Origin of the sequence: Enterococcus sp. AZ194 (assembly GCF_051713825.1) — a bacterium.
Lineage (GTDB): Bacteria > Bacillota > Bacilli > Lactobacillales > Enterococcaceae > Enterococcus_K.
Genome location: NZ_JBIOQR010000001.1, coordinates 3,675,903 through 3,700,044, shown reverse-complemented (window position 1 = coordinate 3,700,044; position 24,142 = coordinate 3,675,903). Strand labels below are relative to the sequence as shown.

General features: G+C 37.1%; 20 protein-coding genes and 1 pseudogene. 15 read left to right on the top strand and 6 right to left on the bottom strand.

The genetic code is table 11. The annotated features are described in order from the left end of the window. Nucleotides 1–79: 79 nt before the first annotated feature. Entirely contained in the window at nucleotides 80–2,245 is a 2,166-nt protein-coding gene (locus IGI37_RS17190; RefSeq protein WP_438763300.1) for a glycoside hydrolase family 3 N-terminal domain-containing protein, read from the top strand. A gap of 99 nt (nucleotides 2,246–2,344) precedes the next feature. Here IGI37_RS17190 and IGI37_RS17185 read toward each other — a convergent pair whose 3' ends face one another. Beyond that, a complete protein-coding gene (locus tag IGI37_RS17185; protein ID WP_438763299.1) occupies nucleotides 2,345–2,689 on the bottom strand; it encodes a PepSY domain-containing protein in 345 nt (114 codons plus the stop codon). 244 nt (nucleotides 2,690–2,933) lie between these two features. On the opposite strand from IGI37_RS17185, the gene pepA reads away from it, so the two are divergent. The 7 genes from pepA (at nucleotide 2,934) to IGI37_RS17150 (ending at nucleotide 10,263) form a co-directional block, all read left to right on the top strand. Further along, a complete protein-coding gene (pepA, locus tag IGI37_RS17180; protein WP_438763297.1) occupies nucleotides 2,934–4,010 on the top strand; it encodes a glutamyl aminopeptidase in 1,077 nt (358 codons plus the stop codon). 185 nt (nucleotides 4,011–4,195) lie between these two features. Further along, nucleotides 4,196–5,686 (top strand): IS1182 family transposase, encoded by a 1,491-nt coding sequence (locus IGI37_RS17175; protein WP_438759380.1) that lies wholly within the window; start codon nucleotides 4,196–4,198, stop codon nucleotides 5,684–5,686. Between the two features lie 256 nt (nucleotides 5,687–5,942). Beyond that, nucleotides 5,943–6,332, top strand: coding sequence for a thioredoxin family protein (locus tag IGI37_RS17170; RefSeq protein ID WP_438763296.1), 390 nt, complete (start codon nucleotides 5,943–5,945; stop codon nucleotides 6,330–6,332). A 22-nt stretch (nucleotides 6,333–6,354) separates the two neighbouring features. Further along, nucleotides 6,355–6,825, top strand: coding sequence for a universal stress protein (locus IGI37_RS17165; RefSeq protein WP_438763295.1), 471 nt, complete (start codon nucleotides 6,355–6,357; stop codon nucleotides 6,823–6,825). Nucleotides 6,826–7,151: 326 nt separating this feature from the next. Further along, complete coding sequence (locus IGI37_RS17160; RefSeq protein ID WP_438763294.1) at nucleotides 7,152–8,054, top strand: ABC transporter transmembrane domain-containing protein; 903 nt, start codon at nucleotides 7,152–7,154, stop codon at nucleotides 8,052–8,054. A gap of 12 nt (nucleotides 8,055–8,066) precedes the next feature. Beyond that, on the top strand, nucleotides 8,067–8,672 hold the full coding sequence (locus tag IGI37_RS17155) for an ATP-binding cassette domain-containing protein (RefSeq protein WP_438763680.1): 606 nt from the start codon (nucleotides 8,067–8,069) through the stop codon (nucleotides 8,670–8,672). Between the two features lie 13 nt (nucleotides 8,673–8,685). Then, nucleotides 8,686–10,263 carry an ATP-binding cassette domain-containing protein gene (locus IGI37_RS17150; protein WP_438763293.1) on the top strand — a complete coding sequence of 526 codons (1,578 nt, stop codon included), beginning with the start codon at nucleotides 8,686–8,688 and terminating at the stop codon, nucleotides 10,261–10,263. A gap of 53 nt (nucleotides 10,264–10,316) precedes the next feature. Here the strand turns inward: IGI37_RS17150 and IGI37_RS17145 are convergent, their stop codons facing one another. Next, complete coding sequence (locus IGI37_RS17145; RefSeq protein ID WP_438763292.1) at nucleotides 10,317–11,033, bottom strand: LytR/AlgR family response regulator transcription factor; 717 nt, start codon at nucleotides 11,031–11,033, stop codon at nucleotides 10,317–10,319. Between the two features lie 319 nt (nucleotides 11,034–11,352). Here IGI37_RS17145 and ytpR point away from each other — a divergent pair, with 319 nt between their 5' ends. Next, nucleotides 11,353–11,964, top strand: a complete 612-nt coding sequence (gene ytpR, locus IGI37_RS17140) for a YtpR family tRNA-binding protein (protein WP_438763291.1) — start codon at nucleotides 11,353–11,355, stop codon at nucleotides 11,962–11,964. A gap of 73 nt (nucleotides 11,965–12,037) precedes the next feature. On the opposite strand, the gene IGI37_RS17135 is transcribed toward ytpR, so the two are convergent. Then, nucleotides 12,038–13,357, bottom strand: coding sequence for a S1C family serine protease (locus tag IGI37_RS17135; protein ID WP_438763289.1), 1,320 nt, complete (start codon nucleotides 13,355–13,357; stop codon nucleotides 12,038–12,040). A 585-nt stretch (nucleotides 13,358–13,942) separates the two neighbouring features. On the opposite strand from IGI37_RS17135, the gene rlmH reads away from it, so the two are divergent. After that, nucleotides 13,943–14,422 carry a 23S rRNA (pseudouridine(1915)-N(3))-methyltransferase RlmH gene (rlmH, locus tag IGI37_RS17130; RefSeq protein ID WP_438763288.1) on the top strand — a complete coding sequence of 160 codons (480 nt, stop codon included), beginning with the start codon at nucleotides 13,943–13,945 and terminating at the stop codon, nucleotides 14,420–14,422. 504 nt (nucleotides 14,423–14,926) lie between these two features. Here the strand turns inward: rlmH and IGI37_RS17125 are convergent. The 3 genes and pseudogenes from IGI37_RS17125 to IGI37_RS17115 form a co-directional block, all read right to left on the bottom strand. Then, entirely contained in the window at nucleotides 14,927–16,789 is a 1,863-nt protein-coding gene (locus IGI37_RS17125) for a beta-glucoside-specific PTS transporter subunit IIABC (protein WP_438763287.1), read from the bottom strand. 107 nt (nucleotides 16,790–16,896) lie between these two features. Next, nucleotides 16,897–17,730: a BglG family transcription antiterminator LicT gene (gene licT / locus IGI37_RS17120; RefSeq protein WP_438763286.1), complete on the bottom strand. Its 834-nt coding sequence runs from the start codon at nucleotides 17,728–17,730 to the stop codon at nucleotides 16,897–16,899. Nucleotides 17,731–17,952: 222 nt separating this feature from the next. Beyond that, a pseudogene (locus IGI37_RS17115) lies at nucleotides 17,953–18,132 on the bottom strand (hypothetical protein); the annotation flags it as partial. 421 nt (nucleotides 18,133–18,553) lie between these two features. Between IGI37_RS17115 and IGI37_RS17110 the strand changes: the two are divergent. From IGI37_RS17110 to IGI37_RS17090, 5 genes are all read left to right on the top strand, one after another. After that, entirely contained in the window at nucleotides 18,554–21,388 is a 2,835-nt protein-coding gene (locus tag IGI37_RS17110; protein ID WP_438763285.1) for a sigma 54-interacting transcriptional regulator, read from the top strand. 138 nt (nucleotides 21,389–21,526) lie between these two features. Then, nucleotides 21,527–21,928: a PTS sugar transporter subunit IIA gene (locus IGI37_RS17105; protein ID WP_438763284.1), complete on the top strand. Its 402-nt coding sequence runs from the start codon at nucleotides 21,527–21,529 to the stop codon at nucleotides 21,926–21,928. Nucleotides 21,929–21,965: 37 nt separating this feature from the next. Continuing rightward, nucleotides 21,966–22,463: a PTS system mannose/fructose/N-acetylgalactosamine-transporter subunit IIB gene (locus IGI37_RS17100; protein WP_438763283.1), complete on the top strand. Its 498-nt coding sequence runs from the start codon at nucleotides 21,966–21,968 to the stop codon at nucleotides 22,461–22,463. 21 nt (nucleotides 22,464–22,484) lie between these two features. After that, nucleotides 22,485–23,234: a PTS mannose/fructose/sorbose/N-acetylgalactosamine transporter subunit IIC gene (locus IGI37_RS17095; protein WP_438763282.1), complete on the top strand. Its 750-nt coding sequence runs from the start codon at nucleotides 22,485–22,487 to the stop codon at nucleotides 23,232–23,234. After that, on the top strand, nucleotides 23,234–24,070 hold the full coding sequence (locus tag IGI37_RS17090; RefSeq protein WP_438763281.1) for a PTS system mannose/fructose/sorbose family transporter subunit IID: 837 nt from the start codon (nucleotides 23,234–23,236) through the stop codon (nucleotides 24,068–24,070). The genes IGI37_RS17095 and IGI37_RS17090 overlap by 1 nt, the downstream gene beginning before the upstream one ends. Nucleotides 24,071–24,142: the final 72 nt, after the last annotated feature.

The following is a 24,142-nucleotide window of genomic DNA, read 5'->3' as shown; positions in this document are numbered from 1 at the left end:
ACGTGTCTCTTATAAGAAAGCTTTGAGTAGAAGAGATGTGTTACTATAAAGGGTGAAAAACAATTGGAGGAGGTTCATTATGTACAAAATTGAAGATAAAGGACAATGGCAAAAAATTGAACATCAAGAAGGGCCCGTTTTAGGAATTGCGTCTGATTCAACCGTCCAATTAATAGAAGAAGATGGCTTGATGTTTAAGGATTTAAATAAAAATGGACAGTTGGATCCGTATGAAGATTGGCGCTTACCGATTGAAGAGCGCGTAGCTGACTTAGCGGAACGTTTGTCTATAGAAGAAATTGCTGGGTTGATGCTGTATAGTAGTCACCAAGCCGTTTCATCAGGGAATGATTCCTTCTCAAAAATATTTGGTGGAACTTATAATGGGCAAAACTTTGCCGAATATGATGGGGAAATTTCTGATTTGACTGACCAACAAATTGATTTTCTAGTCAATCAACAAGTTCGTCATTTTTTATTGACTGCTGTTGACTCTGCAGAAGTGTCTGGAAAGTGGGCCAATAATCTACAAGCGCGTTCAGAAGGACTAGGCTTAGGAATTCCTGTCAATATTAGTAGTGATCCAAGACACGGAACAAGCGCAGACACGGAGTTTAATTCGGGAGCTGGCGGAGATATTTCCAAATGGCCCGAACAACTTGGGCTCGCTGCGACCTTCAACCCAAAAACGGTCAAAACATTTGGTGAGATTGCTCGCCAAGAATATCGAGCGTTAGGGATTGCGACGGCATTATCGCCACAAATTGATTTGGCAACTGAGCCGAGATGGATGCGATTTGATGGGACATTTGGTGAAGGAACGGCACTCGTGACAGAACTTGCAAAGGCGTATTGTGATGGTTTCCAAACAACACCTGAAAGAAAAGGCTGGGGAAGTGGCAGCGTAAATGCAATGGTCAAACATTGGCCTGGTGGTGGTAGCGGTGAGTCAGGAAGAGACGCACATTTTGCTTATGGGAAATACGCCGTTTACCCAGGGAAAAACTTTGATGAGCATTTAAAACCATTTATTCATGGGGCATTTGCGTTAGAAGACGGCACAAAAAAAGCGTCGGCTGTAATGCCGTACTACACGATTTCTTATGATATTGATCAAAAAAATCATGAGAATGTCGGTAATGGTTTTAACCGCTATCTGGTAACAGATTTACTACGAGAAACTTACGATTATGACGGTGTTGTTTGTACGGATTGGAACATTACCAAGGATGCGCCACGTATGGATGACTTTTTATCTGGTAAGCCTTGGGGTGTCGAAGCGTTGAGTGAAGAGGCGCGACATTACAAAGCATTACTGGCTGGAGTCGATCAATTTGGTGGAAACAATCAATTACAACCAGTTTTAGCTGCGTATCAAATGGGCGTGGAAGAGTTTGGCGAAGCGGCGTTTACAGAACGCTTCAAAGCATCTGCCAAACGTTTGTTAACCAATATTATGCAAGTTGGTCTGTTTGAAAATCCTTATGTAGATATTGAAGCAACTAAAGATACGGTAGGAAAACCAGCGTTTATGGCGGCTGGGTTTAAAGCACAGCTTGAGTCAATTGTTTTACTTAAAAACAAACAAGTCTTGCCACTCGCTAAGAAAACAAAGGTCTATGTGCCAAAAAATTCTCGCACACAAAGCAAAAATTGGTTCGGTCAGGTCATCCCAGCACAAGAGATTGATCCAATTAACACAGAAATTTTGAATAAGTATTACGAGAGAGTCGATACGCCAGACGAGGCTGAAGTGATTATTTGTTTCGCTGATTCACCTATCACAGCTTCTTACGATACAGAAAAAGGCTTCTTGCCAATCAGCTTACAGTATGGGGATTATGTAGCCGCAACTAGTCGAGTGAAAGCTATTGTAGAAGAAGAGCGTACGTATCATGGCAAGACAAACAGTGCAATCAACAAACAAGAAGGTCTGCAGGTAAAAGAATTAAAAGAACGTTACCCTGATAAGCGAGTCGTCGTGGTATTAAAAATGGAGAATCCAACGATTATGACGGAAATAGAACCCTATGCGGATGCAATCTTAGTTGAATTTGGCGTACAAAGCCAAGCTATCTTAGAGATTCTTTCAGGAAACGAAGAACCAAAAGGGAAATTACCCTTCCAAATGCCAGCCAATATGGAGACGGTCGAAGCCCAACAAGAAGACGTGCCATTAGATATGACGCCGTATGTTGACGAGGTCGGTCATGTGTATGATTATGGCTTTGGTCTGACGGATTAATTGAGAATAGAATAAACATCAAAACCCTCTACTCATGTGCTGACACTTCAAGCGAGTAGAGGGTTATATTGATTGGTTGAACTACGTTATACGTTTAGCTTAATCTTCTTTGATGCGCGTCACATCAATGACCGTACCCGTGTACGCATCAGCGATAAATTCATATTGGACAAGCTGCCCATCCTCTAGACGAGAAATTCCGCCAAGATAGCCGTTTGAACGAACAGCAAATTTACGTAAAGGGTGCTTTTCAAACGAAATCCACGAGCCATCGATGGGTCCTTCTTTTAGAAAGGCTGTTTTGACTGCTTCAAGGACTTGATCCGGTCCTAGTGTCCGTTTTTTATGATACCAAATGGTGGAAGCAATTCCCCCAACTAAACCAAAGCTCATTCCTAGTGCTAGGCCACCTTTAAAGTAGTTCATTTGATTGTCTTCATTCATATAGGAATTCCTCCTCCTTTGCGCCATTCGGCAAACAAATTCATTTTCTTTTGATTATTTATATTTTACCATACTCTATGAAAAATCTTAGAATTAAATCTCTTAAATTATTAAAAAAAAGGAGTATAATGTAAAACGAATAGACAAGTAAAAGATTGGTTTGCTGCCAATCAATTGCTTGCCAAATTTTATTGCAAGGAAGGGGTATTGTTTGGTAGCTATTAGGCTATCTGACGAGCTGTGAATGGAAGAAAAAACATTTCAACGCATTAAAGAATTAACGGAGTTACAAGGAACAAGCGGATTTGAACACGAGATTCGTGCGTATATGGAACAACATATGGAGCCTCTTGTTGATGAGCTGCAGTATGACGGACTGGGTGGGGTATTTGGTCTTAGAAATCATGAAGATGCCGATGCACCACGCGTGATGGTTGCAGCTCACATGGATGAAGTTGGCTTCATGCTGACACAAATTACGGATAATGGTTTATTTAAAGTCGTTCCTTTAGGTGGCTGGAACCCTTACGTAGTTTCTGCCCAACGTTTCACTTTGAAAACACGTAAAGGCAATTACCCATGTATTTCGTCCTCTATTCCACCACATTTATTACGTGGAACAAGTGGTCAAAAACAATTAGAAGTAACCGATATTTTATTTGATGCAGGGTTTGAATCAAGAGCCGAAGCAGAAAGTTATGGTGTGTTACCTGGAGATACAATTGTTCCTCTAGTTGAAACAATCAAAACAGCTAACGGGAAAAATATCATCAGTAAATCATGGGATAATCGCTACGGCTGTACGGTTGTCCTAGAAGCTTTAGAAGCATTAAAAGACGAAAAATTAGGTCATACTTTAATTGCAGGGGCTAATGTACAAGAAGAAGTTGGTCTACGCGGAACAAAAGGCGCGGTGCACAAATTTAACCCAGATTTGTTTTTTGCCGTTGATTGTTCAGCAGCCGATGATACTGTAACAAAAAATGGGACATTTGGTCATTTAGGTGAAGGGACACTTATGCGTATCTATGATCCAGGTTTGATTACCTTACCACGCTTACGTGAATATTTGTTGGATACTGCTGAAACAAACAATATTCCTTATCAATATTTCGTATCCAAAGGTGGCACAGATGCTGGTGCGGCGCATACTTCAAATGATGGCATTCCAAGTACGGTTATTGGTGTCGTAGGTCGTTACATCCATACGCATCAAACAATGTTCAGCATTAAAGATTACGAAGCAGCAAAAGAAATGTTGATTCACACATTAAAAGGCTTAGACAAATCAACAGTTAACACAATCGTCTACGGCAAATAAATAAAACGAAACAAGCTAAAAAACGAGAGGCTTTACGCGAGGCTGCTGAAAAAGTCTCTGACAATTTTACAAAAATAAAGAAAAATAGTGGTTGAGAAAACGTCTATTTTTCTTTTTTTTTGTATAAAAAACCCATTGTATAGCCATTTATTGGTATAATAGAAGAAGTGGAAGGAGTGTTTTAAATGCTAGATAAGGGACGTCAAACGAGCTTAGAAGTAGGCATGTATTCAGGTTTATATGATATTTTGATTGAAAAGGATAATTTTTGGAGACAAATCAATGAAACGGTTGATTTTTCTTTTATTTATGCTGAAGTAAAACAAAATTATTCAGAAACAGCTGGTCGGCCAGCTGAATGCCCCATTCTCCTCTTTAAACTAATCTTATTAAAAACCTCGTATAAGCTATCAGACCGCGATTTGATTGCTCGTTTACGTACGGATATGCAAATGAAATACTTCCTAGAATATGAACCAGAAGAAACTGAATTTATGGCTCCTAGCTTACTTTCTAAGTTCCGTCACCTACGCTTGAAAAATACGAATCTATTGGACTTACTTCTCACAAAAACTGTCGAAATCGCCTTGGACAAAGGCGTAATTGAAGTGGAAAATAAATTAATTCAAGATTCTACCCACTCGAATGCCATGTTCCAACACGTTTCGCCAAGAGAAGAAATTATCAAACGAGCGAAAGAAGTAAGAAAAGCCGTGTATGCTGTTGCCCCTCAAATGAAAGAAAAAATGCCAAAGAAAAAGGAACATACGGGGATCCTTGAAGACACCCTCCACTATGCAAATGAAGTGATAAAAGTGATTGAAACAGAGGGTGGTTTTGATAACTGCACAGCCGTGATGGAGCGAATGAATTACTTAAAAGAAGGCATCGAAGAAACAGAGGGAGCGTTTGAATTTTCTAAAGATCAAGAGGCAAAAGTTGGGCATAAGACGGCGGACACCGCTTTTTTTGGCTACAAAACACACCTTGCTTTAACTCCTGAACGAATCGTTACAGCCGCGACGATTACCAGTGGCGAAAAACCTGACGGCAAAGAAATGAAGACACTCGTCGAAAAAAGCCAACATGCAGGGATTGAAGTCAAGGCAATTATTGGAGATGGTGCGTATTCAGAGACGGATAATTTGAATTACGCAAAAGCAAACGGAATGAAACTAGTATCGAAGTTAAGTAAGTCAGTCACTCATGGGAATGGAAAAAACAAGGATAAATTCGCGTACAATAAAGATGCAGAAATGTATGTTTGCCTAGCAGGACACATGGCAATTAAAAAGAGAAAGTCAGGAAGTAAATGCGATAAAAAGGGAGTAGACTCGCGTGTAGAGGCCTATTTCTTTGACGTGGAAAAATGCAAAAGATGTCCGTTTCGCGAGGGTTGTTATACTGATGGAGCGAAAACAAAAACTTTCTCAGTAAAAATAAAGTCAGATACACATATCGCTCATATGGATTATATGGAAACCGAAGAATTTAAAGAGCTTTATAAAGAGCGGTATAAAATAGAGGCTAAGAATGCGGAGTTGAAAGGTCGATACAATTATGGAACCGCACAAAGCTGTGGTCTATTAGGGATGACCATCCAAGGGGCGAGTACGCTGTTTTTAGCTAATATGAAACGAATTATCAAGTTAGAAAAGGAAAATACGGGGAAATAGAGGGTAGATTCCCTTTATTATTATGAAAATACACAAAAAACAGTGAAATTCTTTTTTTTTGAAGAATTCCACTGTTTTTTTGTGAGTGTTTTTCAGCAGCCTCGCTTTACGCTTCTCGTTTTTTTTGCGGTTGTGAAGGTGATTGTTAAGGAGCAGAAGGTGGGTACAAAGTTAAGAAAAAATCTGAGTGGATAGGAATTTTTATTTTTTAGCGAACAGATAGTACAAAAACTATTTGTAGGTGGGGCATTTCCCGATGGCTTGTCTTTGTTCATTTGAGAGAAACGTGTATAATTTAAGTAGAGAAAAAAGAAAGTGGGCTGAATATATGATTATACCAAAGAATCTTGAAGAATTAGCTAGCTATGTTGAGAAAGGAAAGAGTATCTTCTTTTTTACAGCTAGTTGGTGCGGCGATTGCACATTTATCAAACCGAAGATGCCTGAAATTGAAGCTGATTTTCCTGAATGGCAATTTATCGAAGTAGACCGAGATGCCTTTATGGATGTGGCGGTTGAATGGAATATATTCGGGATTCCTAGTTTTGTTGTGATAGAAGATGGCAAAGAGTTAGGTCGTTTGGTGAATAAGGACCGCAAAACCAAAGAAGAGATTGAAACATTTATACGCAGCGTTCAAAAATAAAAGGTTATTGGAGGGGTAAGAGATGAGCACACAAGAATACAAACATATTTTGGTGGGAATCGACGGGAGCGAACAAGCAGATGCCGCCTTTAAAAAAGCTGTAGAGGTTGCACGAAGAAACCAAGGAACAGTCTATGTAGCCAAGGTCATTGATCAACAATACTATAACTTTATGGGCTACACACCAATGAACCAAACCTTGATTGATCAAGAAACGGAAGATGCAACAAAACTGATTGAAGACTGCAAAGCATATGGTAAGTCTGTCAATTATAATAAAGTGGAAGGCATTATTGCTTATGGTTCAGCCAAAGAAGCGATGGCTCATCAACTACCTAAAAAGTATCAAATTGATTTAATTATGGTGGGACAATCCGGCTTAAACGCCGTGGAACGTTTTATGGTCGGCAGTGTCTCAAGTTATATTATTCGAGAAGCATTGTGTGATGTGCTTGTGGTCTCTACAACAGAAGAAACCAAAGAAGTGGACTAATAGGGAAACTAGAGCTTTGATGTAGAAGAAGTACATGAAAATGTTTTTTTCGTTAAACAGGAGTCTCTTGAAGAAACGCTAGTCACATAACGGAATAACCTTAAAGTAGTAGTAAGCTGATTTATGGCTTTCTACTACTTTTTTAGGTTTTTGGTAAAGTTTCAGAAGAGAATTTTGTTAATTGTTACATCGAACAGGTTATTCTTTACATACTAATTTTAGAAATAGAAACTAGTGATAGGATTCGTATAAAAGCATTGAGGGTGCAGAGAAATTTGTCTTGTTTAAGTAAGTTTCTCATCTGTCAGAATGAGGAAGAACCTACCATGAATAAAATTATTTTCATTTATATACGAGAATCTTCTCAAAAAATCTATAAATTATTAGTTTTGCCATGTGTGACGGAATTCTTTTTTTCAAGTTTGATTTTCTTGTATAGCTTTGTTGTAGATGGCGTTATAAGAGGAGAAGCAGTTAGGTGGTTACTAATTTCGGTGATCTATCTTATTGGATTTATGGGAAGTTACTATTTTACAATCGCTTATTCCTATGAATATAAAGCAGATTTTGAGAATTATTTGCGAAAGAATGTGGTTGAGGCACTGGTTCAAATGCAGGAGCCTGAGTTTGAGAAGCTAGCTGAGGGCATGGCAACGGAGATTTTTAGAAATGCTTCTTCCCTAGCTCACTCGTTGGTAACTGTTCCCAGTAAGTACTTTAAGCTGCTGAAAATAGCGATTTTACTGATGGGAATCGGTTATTTGTTAGGATGGCAGGTTCTGTTGGTCAACTTTATTTTAGTGGCAATTACTTTTTTTGTTAAGAATTTTTCTAAAAAAGTAGTTCCTTATAATATAGCAGTAGTTGAAACAGAGGAAGTGCTGAATGAGGATTTTGAACAGGCCGTTGAAGGAATTGAGCTTATAAAAAATTATCATTTAGAGGGACATTTGATGAGTCGTTTTAATGCGCACCTACACAATAATTTACAGAGACTGGTAAGAAAAAAACTAGTTGAATCGACTCTAAGCATGTTTTTCAGATATTTTAATGTGGTCGTGGGAAGTATCTCCTTATTAGCAACCTCTTTTTTATCGACGGACGTTCAGTTAGGGATGTTAATAACCTCGACAATGACTTCAAGCTACCTAGCACAGGCCATTGGGGAATATGTTCAGGTTAATCAAGAAACAGAAAACCTTCTGTCTATCTACGAAAAATACCGCTGATTTTATTCGTCTATCAAGAAAACGGAGAGAGAGGAATACCTAGAAGCGATTCAAAGCTTTCTTGCAAAGAGCCTCTCTTATTCTATTGAAAACAGAGAAATTATCCGTTCTTTTTCCTATGATTTTTCCCAAAAAGGACTTTATGTAATTAAGGGGGAATCTGGCTGTGGGAAAACAACGTTATTAAAGTTAATCAGCGGCTTGTACCCTCTCTCGCAAGGGCAGATTTTCGTGAATAATCAAAAGAAGACAGCTAGTCAGATGTGTGGACTCGTGGCCTATGTATCACAGAAGAACACAATCTTTGAGGGAACAGTCAAAGAAAATATATTTTTTGGGAATTCGCCATTACTTGAAACAGAGAGAGAAGAGCTTATAAAAAATATTTCTATGCAAGAAGGATTCTCAGGAGGCGAAACGCAATTAATTAACTTGTTGCGTCTTTTATATTCTGATAGACCCATCTGGTTGTTGGATGAGCCAACCTCAGCATTAGATGAAAATAATAGAAAAAGGGTGAGAGAATGGCTTAACGATAAGAAGCATCGGAAAATAATTATCATTTCTACGCACGATAAAACATTTGATGAGATCGCTGATGCAATGATCGAATTATGAGAGGTGAGGGCGTGTGAATAATATAAAATTCGTGATTAGAAACTTAGGTAAGGAAATTCACGTAGTTCTTATAATCGTTTTGTTTGGGGCGATTGTTAGTAGTATTACCCAAATAAGCATAATTAATTTACAACGGCTTTTTATTAATTTTATTGCAGACAAAGCGAGTATGAAAGAGCTCGGTTATACAGGAATATTTGCTATTCTGCTGACGCTCATTTCGCTTTGGAGTAGCCAAAAGATAGAAAAAAAGATGAGCATGTATATAAATGAACGTCGAGAGACAATTTTTAAAAATTTTTTGACCTATGATTTAGATGAGAATGGGGATATTCAAGATTCGATGAAAGTCTATAAGCAATATTTTTCTGACTTATCTCGGTTAGTAAAACAAGTGATTCCACAGTTTGTTATGGTGATAGTGACGTTGGTATTGATGTCACTTACTACCTCTCTGTGGAGCTGGAAAATCTTACTTCTGGTGTTGTTGACCGCCTTACTTTATACAAGAGTGATTCCTTTAGCTAGTAAGTTAGAGCATTTGGAAGAGCAGGAAGGAGAGAATGGCGAGAAAATTTGGGGAGGATTTCATCATATATTAGAAAATAGGCATGTGTTACTTTTTTATCCAAAGAGTGTTTATTTTCTTGAAAAGTTAGCTGTTCTCCTAGTTAATCACCAAAAAATTAATCGAACGAAGGGGAAAATTCTTGCTCAAATTAGTGTTTTGGGTGGAGCTACCAACATGCTTCGTGAGCTAGGTATTTTATTTATCGCTTTTCATCTTTTGGCTATTCCACTGGGCGATGTCCTTGCTTTATTTAGTGTGACTAGTTTTTTAAACTCTTCACTTGCTCAAATAGTTGAGAGTTATACGCAGCTGCAAAAATCAGTGGTAACCATTCGTAAAATTGATGAATTAGATCATCTACAGACAACTGATGGTCAATCAACTCTGACAAAACCCTGTAGTGTCCCACTTGTCTTAGAAAATCTTACTTACCGTTGGGGAAAGACAAAAATAAGTTTTCCTCCACTGACTATAACAACAAATGAGTTTATCCAAGTCTGTGGTGAAAATGGCTCTGGAAAATCAACAGTGATGGCTATTTTAGCTGGGACAAGAAGGCCGTTTAGTGGACGATTGTCAGCTAACCAAAGAACGCTTCAAGAAATAACTGCTTTGCTCACTCAAAAAATAGTCTTTTTCTCAGGCACGATTCTACAAAATATTACTTGTTTTGAAGAAAGACCAAATCGAGAAAAAGTCCTTGATTTAGTAAAAAAGGTGGGTCTACTTGAGTGGTTAACTAGTTTGGATAACGGACTGGAGACAGATATTTCGAGACAATCTGGAATATCAGGTGGGCAGATGCAGCGTCTAGCTATCTGTCGAACGTTTTATCAGGAGAAAGAGATTATTTTGCTAGATGAACCCTTTTCAGCATTAGATGCTAGAAGCTCTGCAAAAGTATTGGCACTCATGAAAGAGGCGTATGAGGCTGGGAAAACACTCATCTTTATTGACCACAAAGGGTTAGTAGAAGAGAATTTTTTGAGAAAAATATGTATGGAGGAGATTTCTGATTGAAGAAATCTCTCTTTGCTCTTCAGTGAGCATGGCTATCTACAGTAACTTAATACTCAGCTTGTAAATTGATTGATACTTTCTTGAACTTGTAAACTGAACCTTCTACTGATAGGTAATTCGATAGTTTCTTCGTAGGGTTCATGGACAATTGAGAGAACTACCTGTTTATTAGAGAACATCTTTAAATAATTCAAGTTAACAATAAATGAAGCATGGATTTGGATAAAATTTCTGTTCAGCCTCTTTAGTAATTCGTTTGTTGACAAGATAAACTTATCCATTCCATTTTTTGTTCGCATTACAACATAACGGCCACTTTTTTCAAAATAAAGGACATCATTTAAAGAAACAAGGAATTGATTATGCCCTTTTAGGTAACAGAATGTATCTGTTCGTTTTTCATTGAACAACAGGATACGGTCTATTACTTGATATAATTGACTTTTATTTATTGGCTTTAATAAATAGTCGAAGGTATTAAATTGAAAAGCTTCTTTCATATATTCTGCATGTGAAGTAACAAAAATCAAATAGGCATCTAAATCTTTTTTTCGGATGGCACGTGCAACGTCTAGTCCATTGTTCCCGCACATGACAGCCTCTAATAAATAGATGTCGTAATGGGTCGTTTGAAGCGCGTCAATTAGTTTCCGACTTTTAGTAAAACAGTCGCACTCAAAGCTGCATTTTGGATAGGTTCCTAAGTAATTTTCAAGCACACTAGCTACAATAGGAATGTTATCACAGATGGCAATTCTCAATTTTTCCATAGGGCTCCTCTACTTTTCTACTAAAAACGGTGTGATAAAAAGCGTTTTCTTATTTAGTTTACCATCCAGTAGAATAGTAGTGTATATGTAAAAAACGGCTAGAAAAGTGTTAATAGGCTGAGTGTGTGACTGAGAGGTGGATGCTGGCTAGTTCTTTATAATATTAAAATTGTTAGTGCTTATGTTTCCGACAGATTTTAATTGGTGGGAAACAGCCTTGAAGTGGGGATTTATTTTTCATGAAAAATTTCTCATGACGGACAGGGGAAATTCTGCTAAACTTAAGCTAGTGTGAAAAAAGAGTTCAGGAGGTACGCACGTGATAACTGCATATAATAAAGAACATGTGGGCGATACACTAATGGTGATTATTGCCAATGATAATGAATTAGAGAACAAGGTTGAGCGTAAAGGAAATGTGGCGCGAGTTCAAACGATTGAAGGAACAGTCGTAGCATGGAATTTTTTCCATGTTTCAGACTATTTAACGATTGAAGGGGCTGGTCAAGTCTCATTAACAGATGAACAAATTACTGAATTGAATCGTTTGATTAAGCAAGCGGGTTTTGAGGAAGAACTAGTCGCTGATAATGAGCCTAAGATTGTGGTTGGTTTCGTAAAAGGCTGTAAAAAACATCCTGATTCAGATCATTTATCGATTACACAAACTGAAGTGGCACCAGGCGAAGTGTTACAAATCGTTTGTGGGGCACCAAATATTAAAGCCGGACAAAAAGTGGTTGTGGCAAAACCTGGCGCGATGATGCCGGATGGATTAGTTATCTGGTCAGGTGTATTACGTGGCGTGGAGAGTTATGGCATGATTTGTTCTGCGAAAGAATTACAAGTTCCTAATGCACCAGAGAAAAAAGGGATTCTTGAATTACCGTTTGATGCGGTTGTTGGAGAAGCGTTCACTGTGGGTGCTTAAAAAAGTCCAAAAAAGAGGCGTGAGATTATTTTCTCACGCCTCTTTTTTCCTGTTTGTATGCGTGTCGGAAAGGTTAGTTTCCTTCTTCTGGATCTAATTGTTGTTTATTAGTTGTTTGTAAAGCAGATTGGTCGATAGTTAATTCAACAGTTACCGTTTTTTCTGTTTCTGCACGGTAGAATGTAATTTTTACTGAATCACCAACTTTTTTCTTATACAACATAGATTGTAATTCAACGCCAGAGCTAATTTCTTTTCCATCAATTTTTGTGATGACATCATATTGTTTAATACCGGCTTTTTCAGCAGGTGTTGCGTTCGTTACGTCAACAACAACGACCCCATTTGTAATAGAGCTAGGAACCTTTAAGATTTCCTTTTGTTGTTGTGCAGAGATTGATGAAAGGTCACGCATAGAAATCCCGATAGCAGGACGAGTCACTTTTCCATCAGCTTCTAATTGGTTGATGACATTGACAACTTCATTACTTGGAATAGCAAACCCAATTCCTTCTACACTAACACTAGAGGTACTTTCTTGAGTTGAACCGATCTTGCTAGAGTTAATCCCGATTACTTGACCTGCTGCATTAATTAGTGGGCCACCAGAGTTCCCAGGGTTAATCGCTGCATCTGTTTGAATGGCATTGGCATTTGCAACAGTTTCACCAGATTCGCTTTGCATAACCACTTGTCGGTTCAGTGAAGAAATAATTCCTGAAGTAACAGAGTTTGCATAAGTTGATCCTAATGGAGAACCGATTGCGATTGCAGGTTCACCGACTTTAATCTTATCTGAGTCACCAAATGTGGCAACAGCCGAAATTTTATCTGATTTGATTTTTAACACAGCTAAGTCAGTATAGACATCTGTTCCAACTAATTCAGCAGAAACTTTTGTGCCATCTTTTAATAGAACTTCTAAACCATCCTGTCCTTCAACCACGTGGTTATTGGTTACGATGTATGCAGTGTCTCCATCTTTTTTGTAAATGACCCCACTTCCTTCACTCGCTTCTTCTAAATCACCAGAAGAGTTTTTATTATTTGACTTTTCCTCTTGACGACTACCAAATAGTCCACTAAAATCACTTGATTGTTGTTGTTTTTGTAAATTAATGACGGAAACAACTGCATCTTGGACTTTGTTTACCGCATCAGTAATATCTGAATTGACATCAACCTTCATTGGACTGACTGTCGTTTCGCTACTATTATTAGTAGAATTATTTGAGTTATTCGTATTTTGGGCTGTGTTAAGGCTTGAGCCCATTGCTAGATAAAAACCACCGACGATTACTGCACCACCGACTAATCCTCCTGCCAAGCCTGCACCAAATCTTTTCCAAAAGCCAGACGATTTCTTTTTGGGTGTTAAATTATTATTTTCCATAATTGCTTTTCCTCCTGTATGATACTTACTAGTATAAGTATAATCTCTTTCGATAAGATTAGTCTACTATGGGACTTTGAACTTTTTATGAACAAGGTTTGGAAAAAAATCTTTCAAAAAGTGAAGAATCGAGAGTTATCCCCATCAAATGTGGAAAAACGGGGAAGTTTTAGGAGGAAATAGTAAGGAAAGTTATGCACAATGCTGTGGATAAAGTGGATAACTAGGTGGGGAATATACGTTTGCGTCCCTTTTTCTTGCAAAATAAGGGCTTTTTGGCAAGTGTTCTGTGGATAAACCTGTGGGTAATGTGCATAAGTCTGTTGGTAACTCACAGTAGGAGAATTGAAGTGGTTGGGGAAATCTTTGAAAAATACCGCAGATTTACTAAAAAGGAGAGAATTTAGAAGGAAATCAACGCGTCTGACTTCGGATAAAGGATAATTTTAGGGGAAATATGAATTTTGTGGGAAGAGGAAAAGTGGATAAAAAAATTCGATGAGTGGAAATAGGAGAAAATATCAGGAGATATTTCATGGTAAACTGTTATTATATAGAAGGAAAAAGTGAAAGGACCATTTAATTATGCATATAAAAATTATTACAGTAGGAAAACTTAAAGAAAAATATTTGGTGCAAGGAATAGCAGAATATACAAAGCGCCTTTCAAAGTATGCAAAAATCGATCTAATTGAAGTTCCAGATGAAAAAGCACCAGAAAATCTGAGCCAAGCAGAAATGAGTCAAGTGAAGGAAAAAGAAGGCGAACGAATCCTAGCCAAAGTCAAAGAGCAGGAATTTGTTTTTGTCTTAGCGATTAATGGGAAACAACCAAGTAGCGAAGCCTTCGCCAAACAAATTGATGACCTCGGTATAAGAGGAAAAAGCCAACTCACATTTATCATCGGTGGATCACTAGGCTTAAGTGATCAAGTCATGAAACGCAGCAACGAACAGCTCTCATTTGGTAAGATGACTTATCCGCATCAGTTGATGAAGCTTATCTTGGTCGAACAAATCTATCGTGCGTATCGAATTAATAAAGGAGAACCGTATCATAAGTAGGCGGTTTGTTTGAATAGAAACGCTGATTTAAAGGGGGGGGATGAGAGATGCGAGGAGAATGATGTGGGTGTTGGTAGGAACGTGACATACCTTAAGAATTGAAAGAATACGTGTGGCTCTCAAAAACTTCTATGCATGAGAAATGCTAGAGTTGAAGGCCTCCACTAAAGCTACATTATCGGATAAAAGGAAAAGTTCCCTAGTAAATAGTAGTTTAAGTAAGACTTGTTGATAACTTTGATTAATAAATCATCATTATCAGCAATTCAGTGTGAGGAAAAAAGTTCTTGTTATCTGTTGTGGATTAAACTTATAGTAGATAACTTTGTTCAATGCAAGATTAAGAGCATGGGACATAACTTCATAACTTATAAAGTTATGTCCCAGCCTCTCTTTATCCGAATAAACGGTGGGTACAGAAGCAACTCCTGTCCCAACCTCTTACGATTATAGCAAATAATTTGGAAACCGCTGAGCATTTTCTTACTTCAGCAACGTTTTCTCCTAGCCATAAATTTTAAATAGGTTGTCTCCTACTTGAATCGCGCCTGTTTCAGTATTTAGAATATCTCCTATTAATGCTGAATTTGTAATGACAACTGGCGTAATTACATTATAGCCGTGTTCTTTGATTAAGCCCATATCAAATGTCAGTAAAGCATCCCCGACTTCGACATTTTGTCCTTTTTCCACAAGGTAATTGAACCCTTCACCATTCATTTGGACGGTATCAATTCCAACATGAACAAGGATTTCTATGCCTTCATCGCTGGTAATTCCTACTGCATGTCCACTATCAAACGTAGCCGTTATTACTCCGTTAACAGGCGAGTAGACTTTGTTTTCAGTTGGGATAATTGCAATACCTTCACCCAAAATTCCTTCTGAAAAAACGCCATCATTGACTTCTTTTAAAGAATGGACTTCTCCAGTAAGTGGTGCAAATACTAAAGTTTCTTTTTCAATCGTTCTTTTTAAAGTAGGTGCATCTTCAATAGTCGTAGGTTCCTCTAGCTTATCTTTGTATAAAATAAAAGTAGCGATAAATGAAGCAATAACACTAATTCCAGCACCGATACAAGCTGAATAGAAGAATGATAAGGTATTGTCACCGATGTAGCTTGGAAGGGTCAATAAACCGGGAGAACCGCCTGTAAAGTTTTTGACTTTCATAATCCCCATGAAAAGACCACCAAGTCCACCACCAATCATGGCTCCGTAAAGAGGTGTTTTATATTTCAAGTTGACCCCATAAAGAGCAGGTTCAGTAATACCGAAAATTCCTGTTAAACCAGCAGAAAAAGCTAATTGCTTCAGTTCTTTATTTTTACTTTTTACACCAACAGCTAAAGAAGCGGCTCCTTGACTGACATTAGAGGCCAACATTCCTGGATAAATAACTGAATCGTAGCCCATTGTCATACGGTTATTGATTCCAATTGGGACTAAACCGTAATGTGTTCCTGTTGCAACAAATAGTGGGGTGAATGTTCCAAGTAGAACAGGAACTAACCAGGGACTTAATGATTCCAGTGTTGTAATACCATTTGAAATTGCATCACTGATGATATAACCTAATGGCCCAATCGCCACTAAGCTAACGGTTCCTACGACAAAAATAGTAAGTAACGGTTTACTGAAAAATTTAATAGCTTTTGGTGAAACTTTATCTGCAATCGGTTCAACATAAGACATAAACCATACTGATAAAATAATCGGGATAACAGATGATGAATATGAAACAGCTGAAACGGGAAGACCTATTAAGCTTATCGCGGTTCCGGCTTCTTTTGCTTGTGTGACCATCGCAACAAAACTCGGATGTAGTAAGATTCCGCCAAGCATCATTGCTAAATACATATTTGTTTTAAATTTTTGTGCAGAGGAAGCGGCAAGTAGAATAGGTAAGAAGTAGAAGGCCGCATCACCCATAAAATTCAAGATTTGATAGGTTTGGCTCTCTACAGAAAGCCAGTTAAAAACAACTAATAAAGACAATACTGCTTTAAGCATCCCAGAAGCAGTAATTGCGGGCAGGATAGGGGTGAAAATGCCGGTAATCGTATCAATAACAGCAGCTACACCTTTTTTTCTAGAAGGACCGAAATCTTCTTTTGTTTCAATTGATGTTTGGTCCATGACCTCTTTGTAAACATTTCCAACGTCACTACCAATAATTACTTGATATTGCCCACCTTTACTTACGGCACCCATGACACCTGTTGTATTTCTTAGTTTTTCTTCTGCAACGATTGATTCGTCTTTCAAATTAAAGCGTAATCGTGTCGCACAGTGAGTGAGTTGACGAATATTCTTTTCCCCACCGATATCCTCAATAATCGTGGCTGCTAATTCTCTATAATTCATAATTTCTACCTACTTTTCTTTTTTGATAAAAAAATACCTAAATACACCTACTTAAAAGTAAGAGTATTTAGGTATAGCCTGCATTACCAGTAACAATCCTAGCTTATTTAATTGACAATTCGTTTGATATGAATGGTTAGATAAACTAACTCATCCTCGTGTAACGAGCGCCCAAATTCATTTTTGATGAATTGTTCTATTTTTAGTGCACATTGATATTCACTTAAATATTTTTCTTTTAAAGTAAACATAAACCCTGTTAAATCATCGGTGTCTAGTTGAATGCCACTAAACAATCGTTGAACAAAGAACTTTAGATGTGTGATAAAGCGTTCATAATTTAATGAATATTCATCAATATCATTTCCAAAGTGATATTTTACGATGTTTAATATTTTTTGAATCACTTCAGTCATTTCTGAAACCTGACTCACTTTATTCATGTTTAGTTCTGCATTAACAATATGTAAAGCGATAAATCCCGCTTCATCATCAGGCAAATCAACTGACAGTTTGTTTTTGATAATGGAAAGTGCTTCTTTTCCAATTAAATATTCGTGATTGTAAAAACGTTTAATCTCCCAAAGTAGTGCATTTTTAATTTCAAGAGCATCGTTATGTCGTTCAATCGCATAATTAATATGATCAGTGAGGGTCAAAAATAGATTATCACTTAAGTTCTTTCCTAATGAGACTTTGGCAAAGGTAATAATTTCATTAGCTACTTGAATATGCTCAATGGGGATAGAAGATAATAATTGCGTTAGTTTGTTCACGCTCCATTGATCATTACTCACATAAGTTTTTTCTATTAAGTGACTATCAATACTGTCAGAAACCTTCTTTTTAAAACCAATCCCACTACCCATAACAATAATTTCTGTACCGAATTCGTTCTCAGAAATTATCACATTATTATTAATCACTTTTTTTACTATCATTTCATTTACCTAGCTTCTTGATTGATCAATCTTATTAACAAGTATAGCCCACAAACTAAAAGCGGTAACAATCTTGCATTGAAAGATTAGCATATATTTTTATCAAATGTCAAATTTTATTTTAAGATAGTTGATAAATTTTAGATTAATCAGATAAAAGAGTCTTATAAATTATGATGCATTTGGGAAAGTACAAAAAGCTATATCAAATAGGCAGTTTCTTCATATTTCTTCGATTAAATGAGTGGCGAATCCGTATTTTAATCCTGCATCGGTGAGAGCCGAACCTTTTGAAGCGTCGACAATAGCCGCCAATAATTTTCGACGAGTGATAGATTGCATGACTAGCATCCCCACTTCTTGTTGGAATAGACGATAGAAATAAAAGGTAGAATAACCAGTTTTTTCAGCTAACTACTCACCAGTTAACGATGAATCTAGCCGTTGTTCGATTAAGTCTAAAATTTCCTGGATAGTTAGTGTCATCATTTCCCTCCACAAGCTGTTGATTCTGCCCTTAGTATAACTGACTAAGTAACAAAAAACATTGCCAATTTTGCGGAATGAGGACTAGTGTCTCTCTTTATACAAGTTGAACTGTAAGAGGAGTAGATACTTAGCAAATAAAGTATCAAAAAAAAATCTTAGTTTAGAAGGAAGGAACATGATTAAAGAATTTTGAAGAAACCAAAATTTTCTAAAAAGGGATAGAGGAGTGTTGTTTTGAAGCACTCAAATAAAATGAGCGAATCCTCTACTATCAACTTTTAAAAGAATCGAGTATAATGATTTTTTAATTGGGAAAATAATTGAGGTGTAAAGAGTGCAGAGAATAGAAAAAGTTGATCAGTTGCTTAGACAGTTGACCGAACATGTACTTACCAATACAACAACGGAAACTGTATCTGAAATGAAAGGGATTACAGCTTCTGAGATTAGTCAAGAATTGAATTTGGCTCGTAATGCAGTGAGTGAAGCATTAAATAAATTAGTTGCTCAAAAGCGGGCAATCAGAATAAAATCACGCCCTGTTTTGTTTTTTAGTAGACGTGAAGTGGAGGACTATTTTTCTAGTTCATTTGATGAAGGGGTAGAGCTATCATTCAAATCTCTCGAAGAATTGATGAACGCACTAAGAGAAAGTGGAACAACTGACAGTGTGGTTGAACAAACACAAGAAGATTTTTCTGGAATTATTGGTCATAATAATAGCCTAAAAACAATTATCGAAAAATTGAAAGCAGCTGTGTTATATCCACCAAATGGATTAAATATTTTATTGGGTGGAGAGTCTGGTGTTGGAAAAACTTCTTTAGCAGAGTCATTGCATCGGTACTATGAGAAATTTCGTGGACAAGAAATTCCCTTTGTATACTTTAATTGTTCTGAATATTTTAATAACCCAGAGTTACTTACCTCGCATCTGTTTGGGTACCAAAAGGGTAGTTTCACAGGAGCAAATGAGGATCGTCCTGGACTCATTGAGTATGCAAATCAAGGATTTCTGTTTTTAGATGAAGTGCATCGTTTGCCTAATGAAGGGCAGGAAAAACTCTTTACGCTTTTGGATAAAGGCTATTTTTCAAGAATGGGTGAGGCGGAAAACAAACGTCAAGTAGCCGTTCGTTTTATTTTTGCGACAACTGAGGATTTTTCGCAAACTTTTTTGAAAACTTTTCTGAGACGTATTCCAGTTGCCCTTACATTGCCTTCTGTAAAAGAACGACCGATTAAGGAACGAATTGAGTTGATTATCAAATTTTTTCAAGATGAGAGTCGGAAAATTAAACAGAATTTGACCATCAGTTATCCAGTCATTGAACAGCTAGTTTTTAAAAAGTATACGGGCAATATTGGGGAGATGAAGTCAGAGATTCAATTTATTTGTGCGCAAGGGTATTTACGGCAGATTGAGAATGGTTCACACGAATTGTTGGTGGATTCCTCGTTACTAGTGAATGAAGAGCCGCTGGAGAAGGACGCGAAGGATCAAATCGCCCTTAAAAGCTTATTAGAAGGTAAAGAGTTGACCATTAAATCAGACAGTTCTTCTTTAGCAGATAGTTATCTTAAAGGAAATGATCACATAAATGATGCTTTTTATAATTTTTTATTGAAGGAATTCTCTAACTTAAAAAATAGTAATATTCCGCAAAAAGAAGTTTCTGCAATTCTGCAGAAAAAGATTGATCAGTTGTTTGATATGCGTCTATTTGAGCCAGTAAAAAGTCCATCGATTCACGCAATTGATGAGAATTTTTCTAAAAAGATTGAAATACTAACCCATTATATTTCTGAAATAACGGGATTTACGATTAAAAGTCAATTGGTAGATGTGTTAACGAATCATATTTATTCTACTTTGTTGTTTATGGAAATTCCGAATGATGATTTTTATCTATATTCAAGTCAGCTGATGCTAGGTAGACTTGAAAACTATGATGTGTCACAAAAGATTGTAGAAAAAGTCTCTGAACTCTTTTCAGTGGAGTTGCCTAAGACAGAAATTACTTATTTTGGGTTATTTTTAAGGAAACTAAAACAAACGGGAAATGATTATCAAAGAAATGATGAATGTGGTGTGATTGTTGTTGGACATGGCTCGACCACTGCGACAAGCATGGCTGAGTATTCAAACGTTTTGTTTTCAAGCAATATTTTGAAGGCTGTCAATATGCCGATTTATCAAACGGTCGAAGAAACACTGGAAAAAGTTAAAGACATTATTCGAGTGAATCAATATAAACGACTCATTTTATTAGTAGATATTGGTTCGTTAGTTTATTTTGGCAACCTAATCAGCGAGGAATTTGGGATAGAGGTTCTTCTAGTTAAAAATATTAATTTATTAACATTACTAGAGGTTTCTCGAGAGGTTATTTATGAATCGACAGAGTTTAATTATTTATTACCTGTCTTAAATGAAAAAGGACATTTAGCGACACTTTGTAAAAAAGGACACTTCTTTGATTCAAAAGTGTTGATTGTTTCTTGCATGACGGGACTAGGAACAGCACTAAAAATTGAAAAATTGATTGTTGATGTATTTCAAGAAGAGGTCCTAGAAAATATCCGAATTTTAACTTTAGACAACAGTGAAGTGCAGGACATCAATAAAATTCATCAGCATATTCGCATGGATGAAAAATTAATTGGGGTAGTTGGCACTGTTCAAACGGAAATCCCAGATGTTTCATTTATCTCTCTTGAAGAATTATTCTCGGAAAAAGGAGTAGAGCGACTGCTTTTATTATTTGGTTATGATTTATCGAAGCCTGAGAATCAAGAGTTAAAGGAACAAATCGGCAAACGTTACATTCATGGTCTATCTCTTAAAGCGATTATCAATCATATTACAGTTCTTAATCCACAACGTCTGTCTATCGAGGTGAGTCAGGTGTACGAAGATATTTGCCGACAGCTTAGTATCCACAGCGATGAAAAAATAATGCTCCGATTTTTGATTCATACGTGCTGTACGATTGAAAGACTGGTGATTAACAATGACTATAGTGTGGCTGATTACAATGTGTCATATCAAGATATTCCAAAAGAAGCATCTGTCATAAAAATGGCGTTTCGTCCATTGGAAGTGTCATACAATATCCAATTCTCACCGTTAGAGATAAAGTACATTTATGAATTATTATATGGATAAGCCTTGCTATAAAAAGGAAGTTATTGGCAATTTTTGCTGATGGCTTCTTTTTTCGTATGTGACAGATTAGTTGGCACGCGACTTGCATATAGTAAAGTGAATCGTAGGATTTAGAAAGTTTTATAAGGAGCGGATTTAATGGAAAAAGAACCCATTCTCATACTAACTCATGGTGGTTGGGGCGTTCATTTGTTAGAAAGTGTGAAAATGATTGTTGGAGAAATCAAAAATATTCATGAGGTAGCTTTAAAACCAGAAGATAGTTTACAAGAGTATCTTGAGCGTGTAAAGACGCAAATCGAGATGCTCAAATGGCAACAAAAGTTAGTAATTCTAACGGATATCAAAGGTGGAACAACGAGTAATGTGGCACTTAGATTATCGAGAGACTATGATATTTTGGCTTTATCGGGATTGAACACAGCCATGTTATTAGATGCTGTGATGAAACAAGACCATCCCTTTACGGAAGAGGTAGGAGAAGAAATTTTGCAAGCTTCTTTAGAAAATTGCCAAATTCTTCAATTACCTAGCGTTTAATTTATCAAACAATTATGAAAAATGAGGAGAGAAAACAATGGCAACAATCGTATTAACTCGTGTAGACAGTCGCTTAATTCATGGACAGGTTGTAACAAAGTGGTTACAGCAGTCCGCAGCAGACCAAATTTTTGTTGTAAGTGATGAACTAGAAAATGATGAATTTTTACAAAGTATCTATATTATGGCCGCACCTCCAGGAGTGGAGGTCAAAATATTTGGTGTAGCATCTGCCAAAAAATACTGGGTAGAAGAGGCGGCTAATAGCGAGGCAAAAGTTCTTTTTTTAGTTCCTGATTTGTCTACATTAAAAGAAATGGTCGAAGCAGGAGTAGTAAAAGATGATATTCAAATTGGTGGCCTTGGTGGAGGCGCAGAAAGAAAAAATGTCTTAAAAAATATCAATTTATCAGAGCAAGATGTAGAAATTTTAAATAGTTTCTTAGAAAAAGGATTACATGTCTTCTTTCAAGCAATTCCAGAAGACAACCCAATGGAAATTAGTAAATTGATTGAAAAATATCATACATTATAAAAAGAAAAGGAAGTGAACAAAATGGGTGTTTTAGGTGTTTCAATTGTGATGGGATTGTATTACTGGTTTGCGCGTTTACGTTTTGGTTATACGTTTTCAGGAATGTTATCACAACCTCTTTGTGCGGCAGTTATTGCGGGGCTTGCGACGGGGAAAATGTCAGAAGCGATGATTATTGGGGCAGGGATTCAATTAGTTTATCTAGGCGTGACGTCCACTCCTGGCGGAAATGTACCAAGTGATCCAGCCTTAGCTGCGGCGATTGCGATTCCTATTGCTTTAGGTGTAGGGATGAATGCTGATGCAGCGATTGCTTTAGCCGTTCCATTTGGTGTATTAGGTGTTTTCATGGATCAAATTAGAAGAACTGTCAATGCAACGTTTGTCCACATGGCAGATAAGTATGCAGAGGATTTAAATTATAAAGGAATTTATCGAGCAGCATTTATTTATCCTGCAGCAGTTGGCTTCTTATTGCGTTTCCCTCTTGTGTTTGCCGGGAACTACTTTGGAAAATCGGTTGTTACGACTTTACTCGAAGTGATTCCAGAAAAATTAATGCACGGATTTGAAGTGATGGGAGGACTATTACCAGCGTTAGGATTTGCACTAACGATTATGGTTATTGGTAAGAAAAATTTAATTCCTTACTTTTTAATTGGATTTGTTGCAGTGATGTATTTTGGCGCTGAGGTAATGGCAGTGGCTGTTATCGGTACCTGTGTCGCCTATTTAGTAAGAAATAACGCAATGAAAGAGGGGGCAGCGTAATGGAAAATACAAAAGAGCTTACTCAAAAGAAGGTAACAAAAAAAGAGCTTAGTAAATCATTTTGGATTTATCAGCTAGGCTGTGAATTATCTAATTCTTATGAACGCTTACAAAGCCTAGTCTTTTGTGCGTCAATGATCCCAGCAATTAAGAAATTGTATGCAGACAATGAAGAAGAGCAAAGAGAAGCTTTAAAGCGTCATTTAACTTTCTTTAATACAGAAGGCACGATTGGTTCTTCTATTCAAGGGATTTCAATTGCGATGGAGGAAGAGCGCGCGAACGGAGCAGATATTAGCGATTCAGCTATTACTTCAATTAAAACGGGACTTATGGGGCCGTTAGCTGGGATTGGTGATTCAATTGTCTGGGCAGCTATTATGCCACTAATTATCTCTATCTTTATCCCAATTGCTAAAAACGGCAGTGCAATGGGCGGAATTGCGCCACTTGTAATCTATACAGTTTTGACCATGTATATTAGTTGGGTACTGATTAATAAATCCTACACTTTAGGCCGTAATTCTATCATGGCTCTTTTAAAGGATGGGAAAATCAAACAAGTAATTTATGGAGCAAACGTTCTTGGAATGATGATGATGGGTGCGCTGTCAGCGAGTTATGTTAACATTTCTAGTCCAATGAAATTTCACGTTACAGGTGGGGCAACAATTATCGTTCAAGATATTCTTGATCAGATTATGAAAGGTATTTTACCTTTGACTGCTGTCTTCTTAATTTATTTCTACATGGTGAAAAAAGGACCACGTTACGGCATTATTATTGGAACCATCGTTTTAGTGAGTATTATTTGTTCATTCTTAGGATTATTATAAACAGAATCAAGAAGTCAAAGAGGTGAAATAAGTCTTCTGAATTAAATCCTATCCTTGTAAATGAGCAAGGAA

Coding starts and splice junctions, on each gene's coding strand:
- IGI37_RS17100 (WP_438763283.1), top strand. CDS start 21,966: ATGGCAACAATCGTATTAACTCGTGTAGACAGTCGCTTAATTCATGGA.
- licT (WP_438763286.1), bottom strand. CDS start 17,730: ATGATAGTAAAAAAAGTGATTAATAATAATGTGATAATTTCTGAGAAC.
- IGI37_RS17185 (WP_438763299.1), bottom strand. CDS start 2,689: ATGAATGAAGACAATCAAATGAACTACTTTAAAGGTGGCCTAGCACTA.
- IGI37_RS17175 (WP_438759380.1), top strand. CDS start 4,196: ATGCTAGATAAGGGACGTCAAACGAGCTTAGAAGTAGGCATGTATTCA.
- IGI37_RS17170 (WP_438763296.1), top strand. CDS start 5,943: ATGGCTTGTCTTTGTTCATTTGAGAGAAACGTGTATAATTTAAGTAGA.
- IGI37_RS17160 (WP_438763294.1), top strand. CDS start 7,152: ATGAATAAAATTATTTTCATTTATATACGAGAATCTTCTCAAAAAATC.
- IGI37_RS17190 (WP_438763300.1), top strand. CDS start 80: ATGTACAAAATTGAAGATAAAGGACAATGGCAAAAAATTGAACATCAA.
- pepA (WP_438763297.1), top strand. CDS start 2,934: ATGGAAGAAAAAACATTTCAACGCATTAAAGAATTAACGGAGTTACAA.
- IGI37_RS17145 (WP_438763292.1), bottom strand. CDS start 11,033: ATGGAAAAATTGAGAATTGCCATCTGTGATAACATTCCTATTGTAGCT.
- IGI37_RS17095 (WP_438763282.1), top strand. CDS start 22,485: ATGGGTGTTTTAGGTGTTTCAATTGTGATGGGATTGTATTACTGGTTT.
- IGI37_RS17125 (WP_438763287.1), bottom strand. CDS start 16,789: ATGAATTATAGAGAATTAGCAGCCACGATTATTGAGGATATCGGTGGG.
- IGI37_RS17105 (WP_438763284.1), top strand. CDS start 21,527: ATGGAAAAAGAACCCATTCTCATACTAACTCATGGTGGTTGGGGCGTT.
- IGI37_RS17165 (WP_438763295.1), top strand. CDS start 6,355: ATGAGCACACAAGAATACAAACATATTTTGGTGGGAATCGACGGGAGC.
- rlmH (WP_438763288.1), top strand. CDS start 13,943: ATGCATATAAAAATTATTACAGTAGGAAAACTTAAAGAAAAATATTTG.
- IGI37_RS17090 (WP_438763281.1), top strand. CDS start 23,234: ATGGAAAATACAAAAGAGCTTACTCAAAAGAAGGTAACAAAAAAAGAG.
- IGI37_RS17135 (WP_438763289.1), bottom strand. CDS start 13,357: ATGGAAAATAATAATTTAACACCCAAAAAGAAATCGTCTGGCTTTTGG.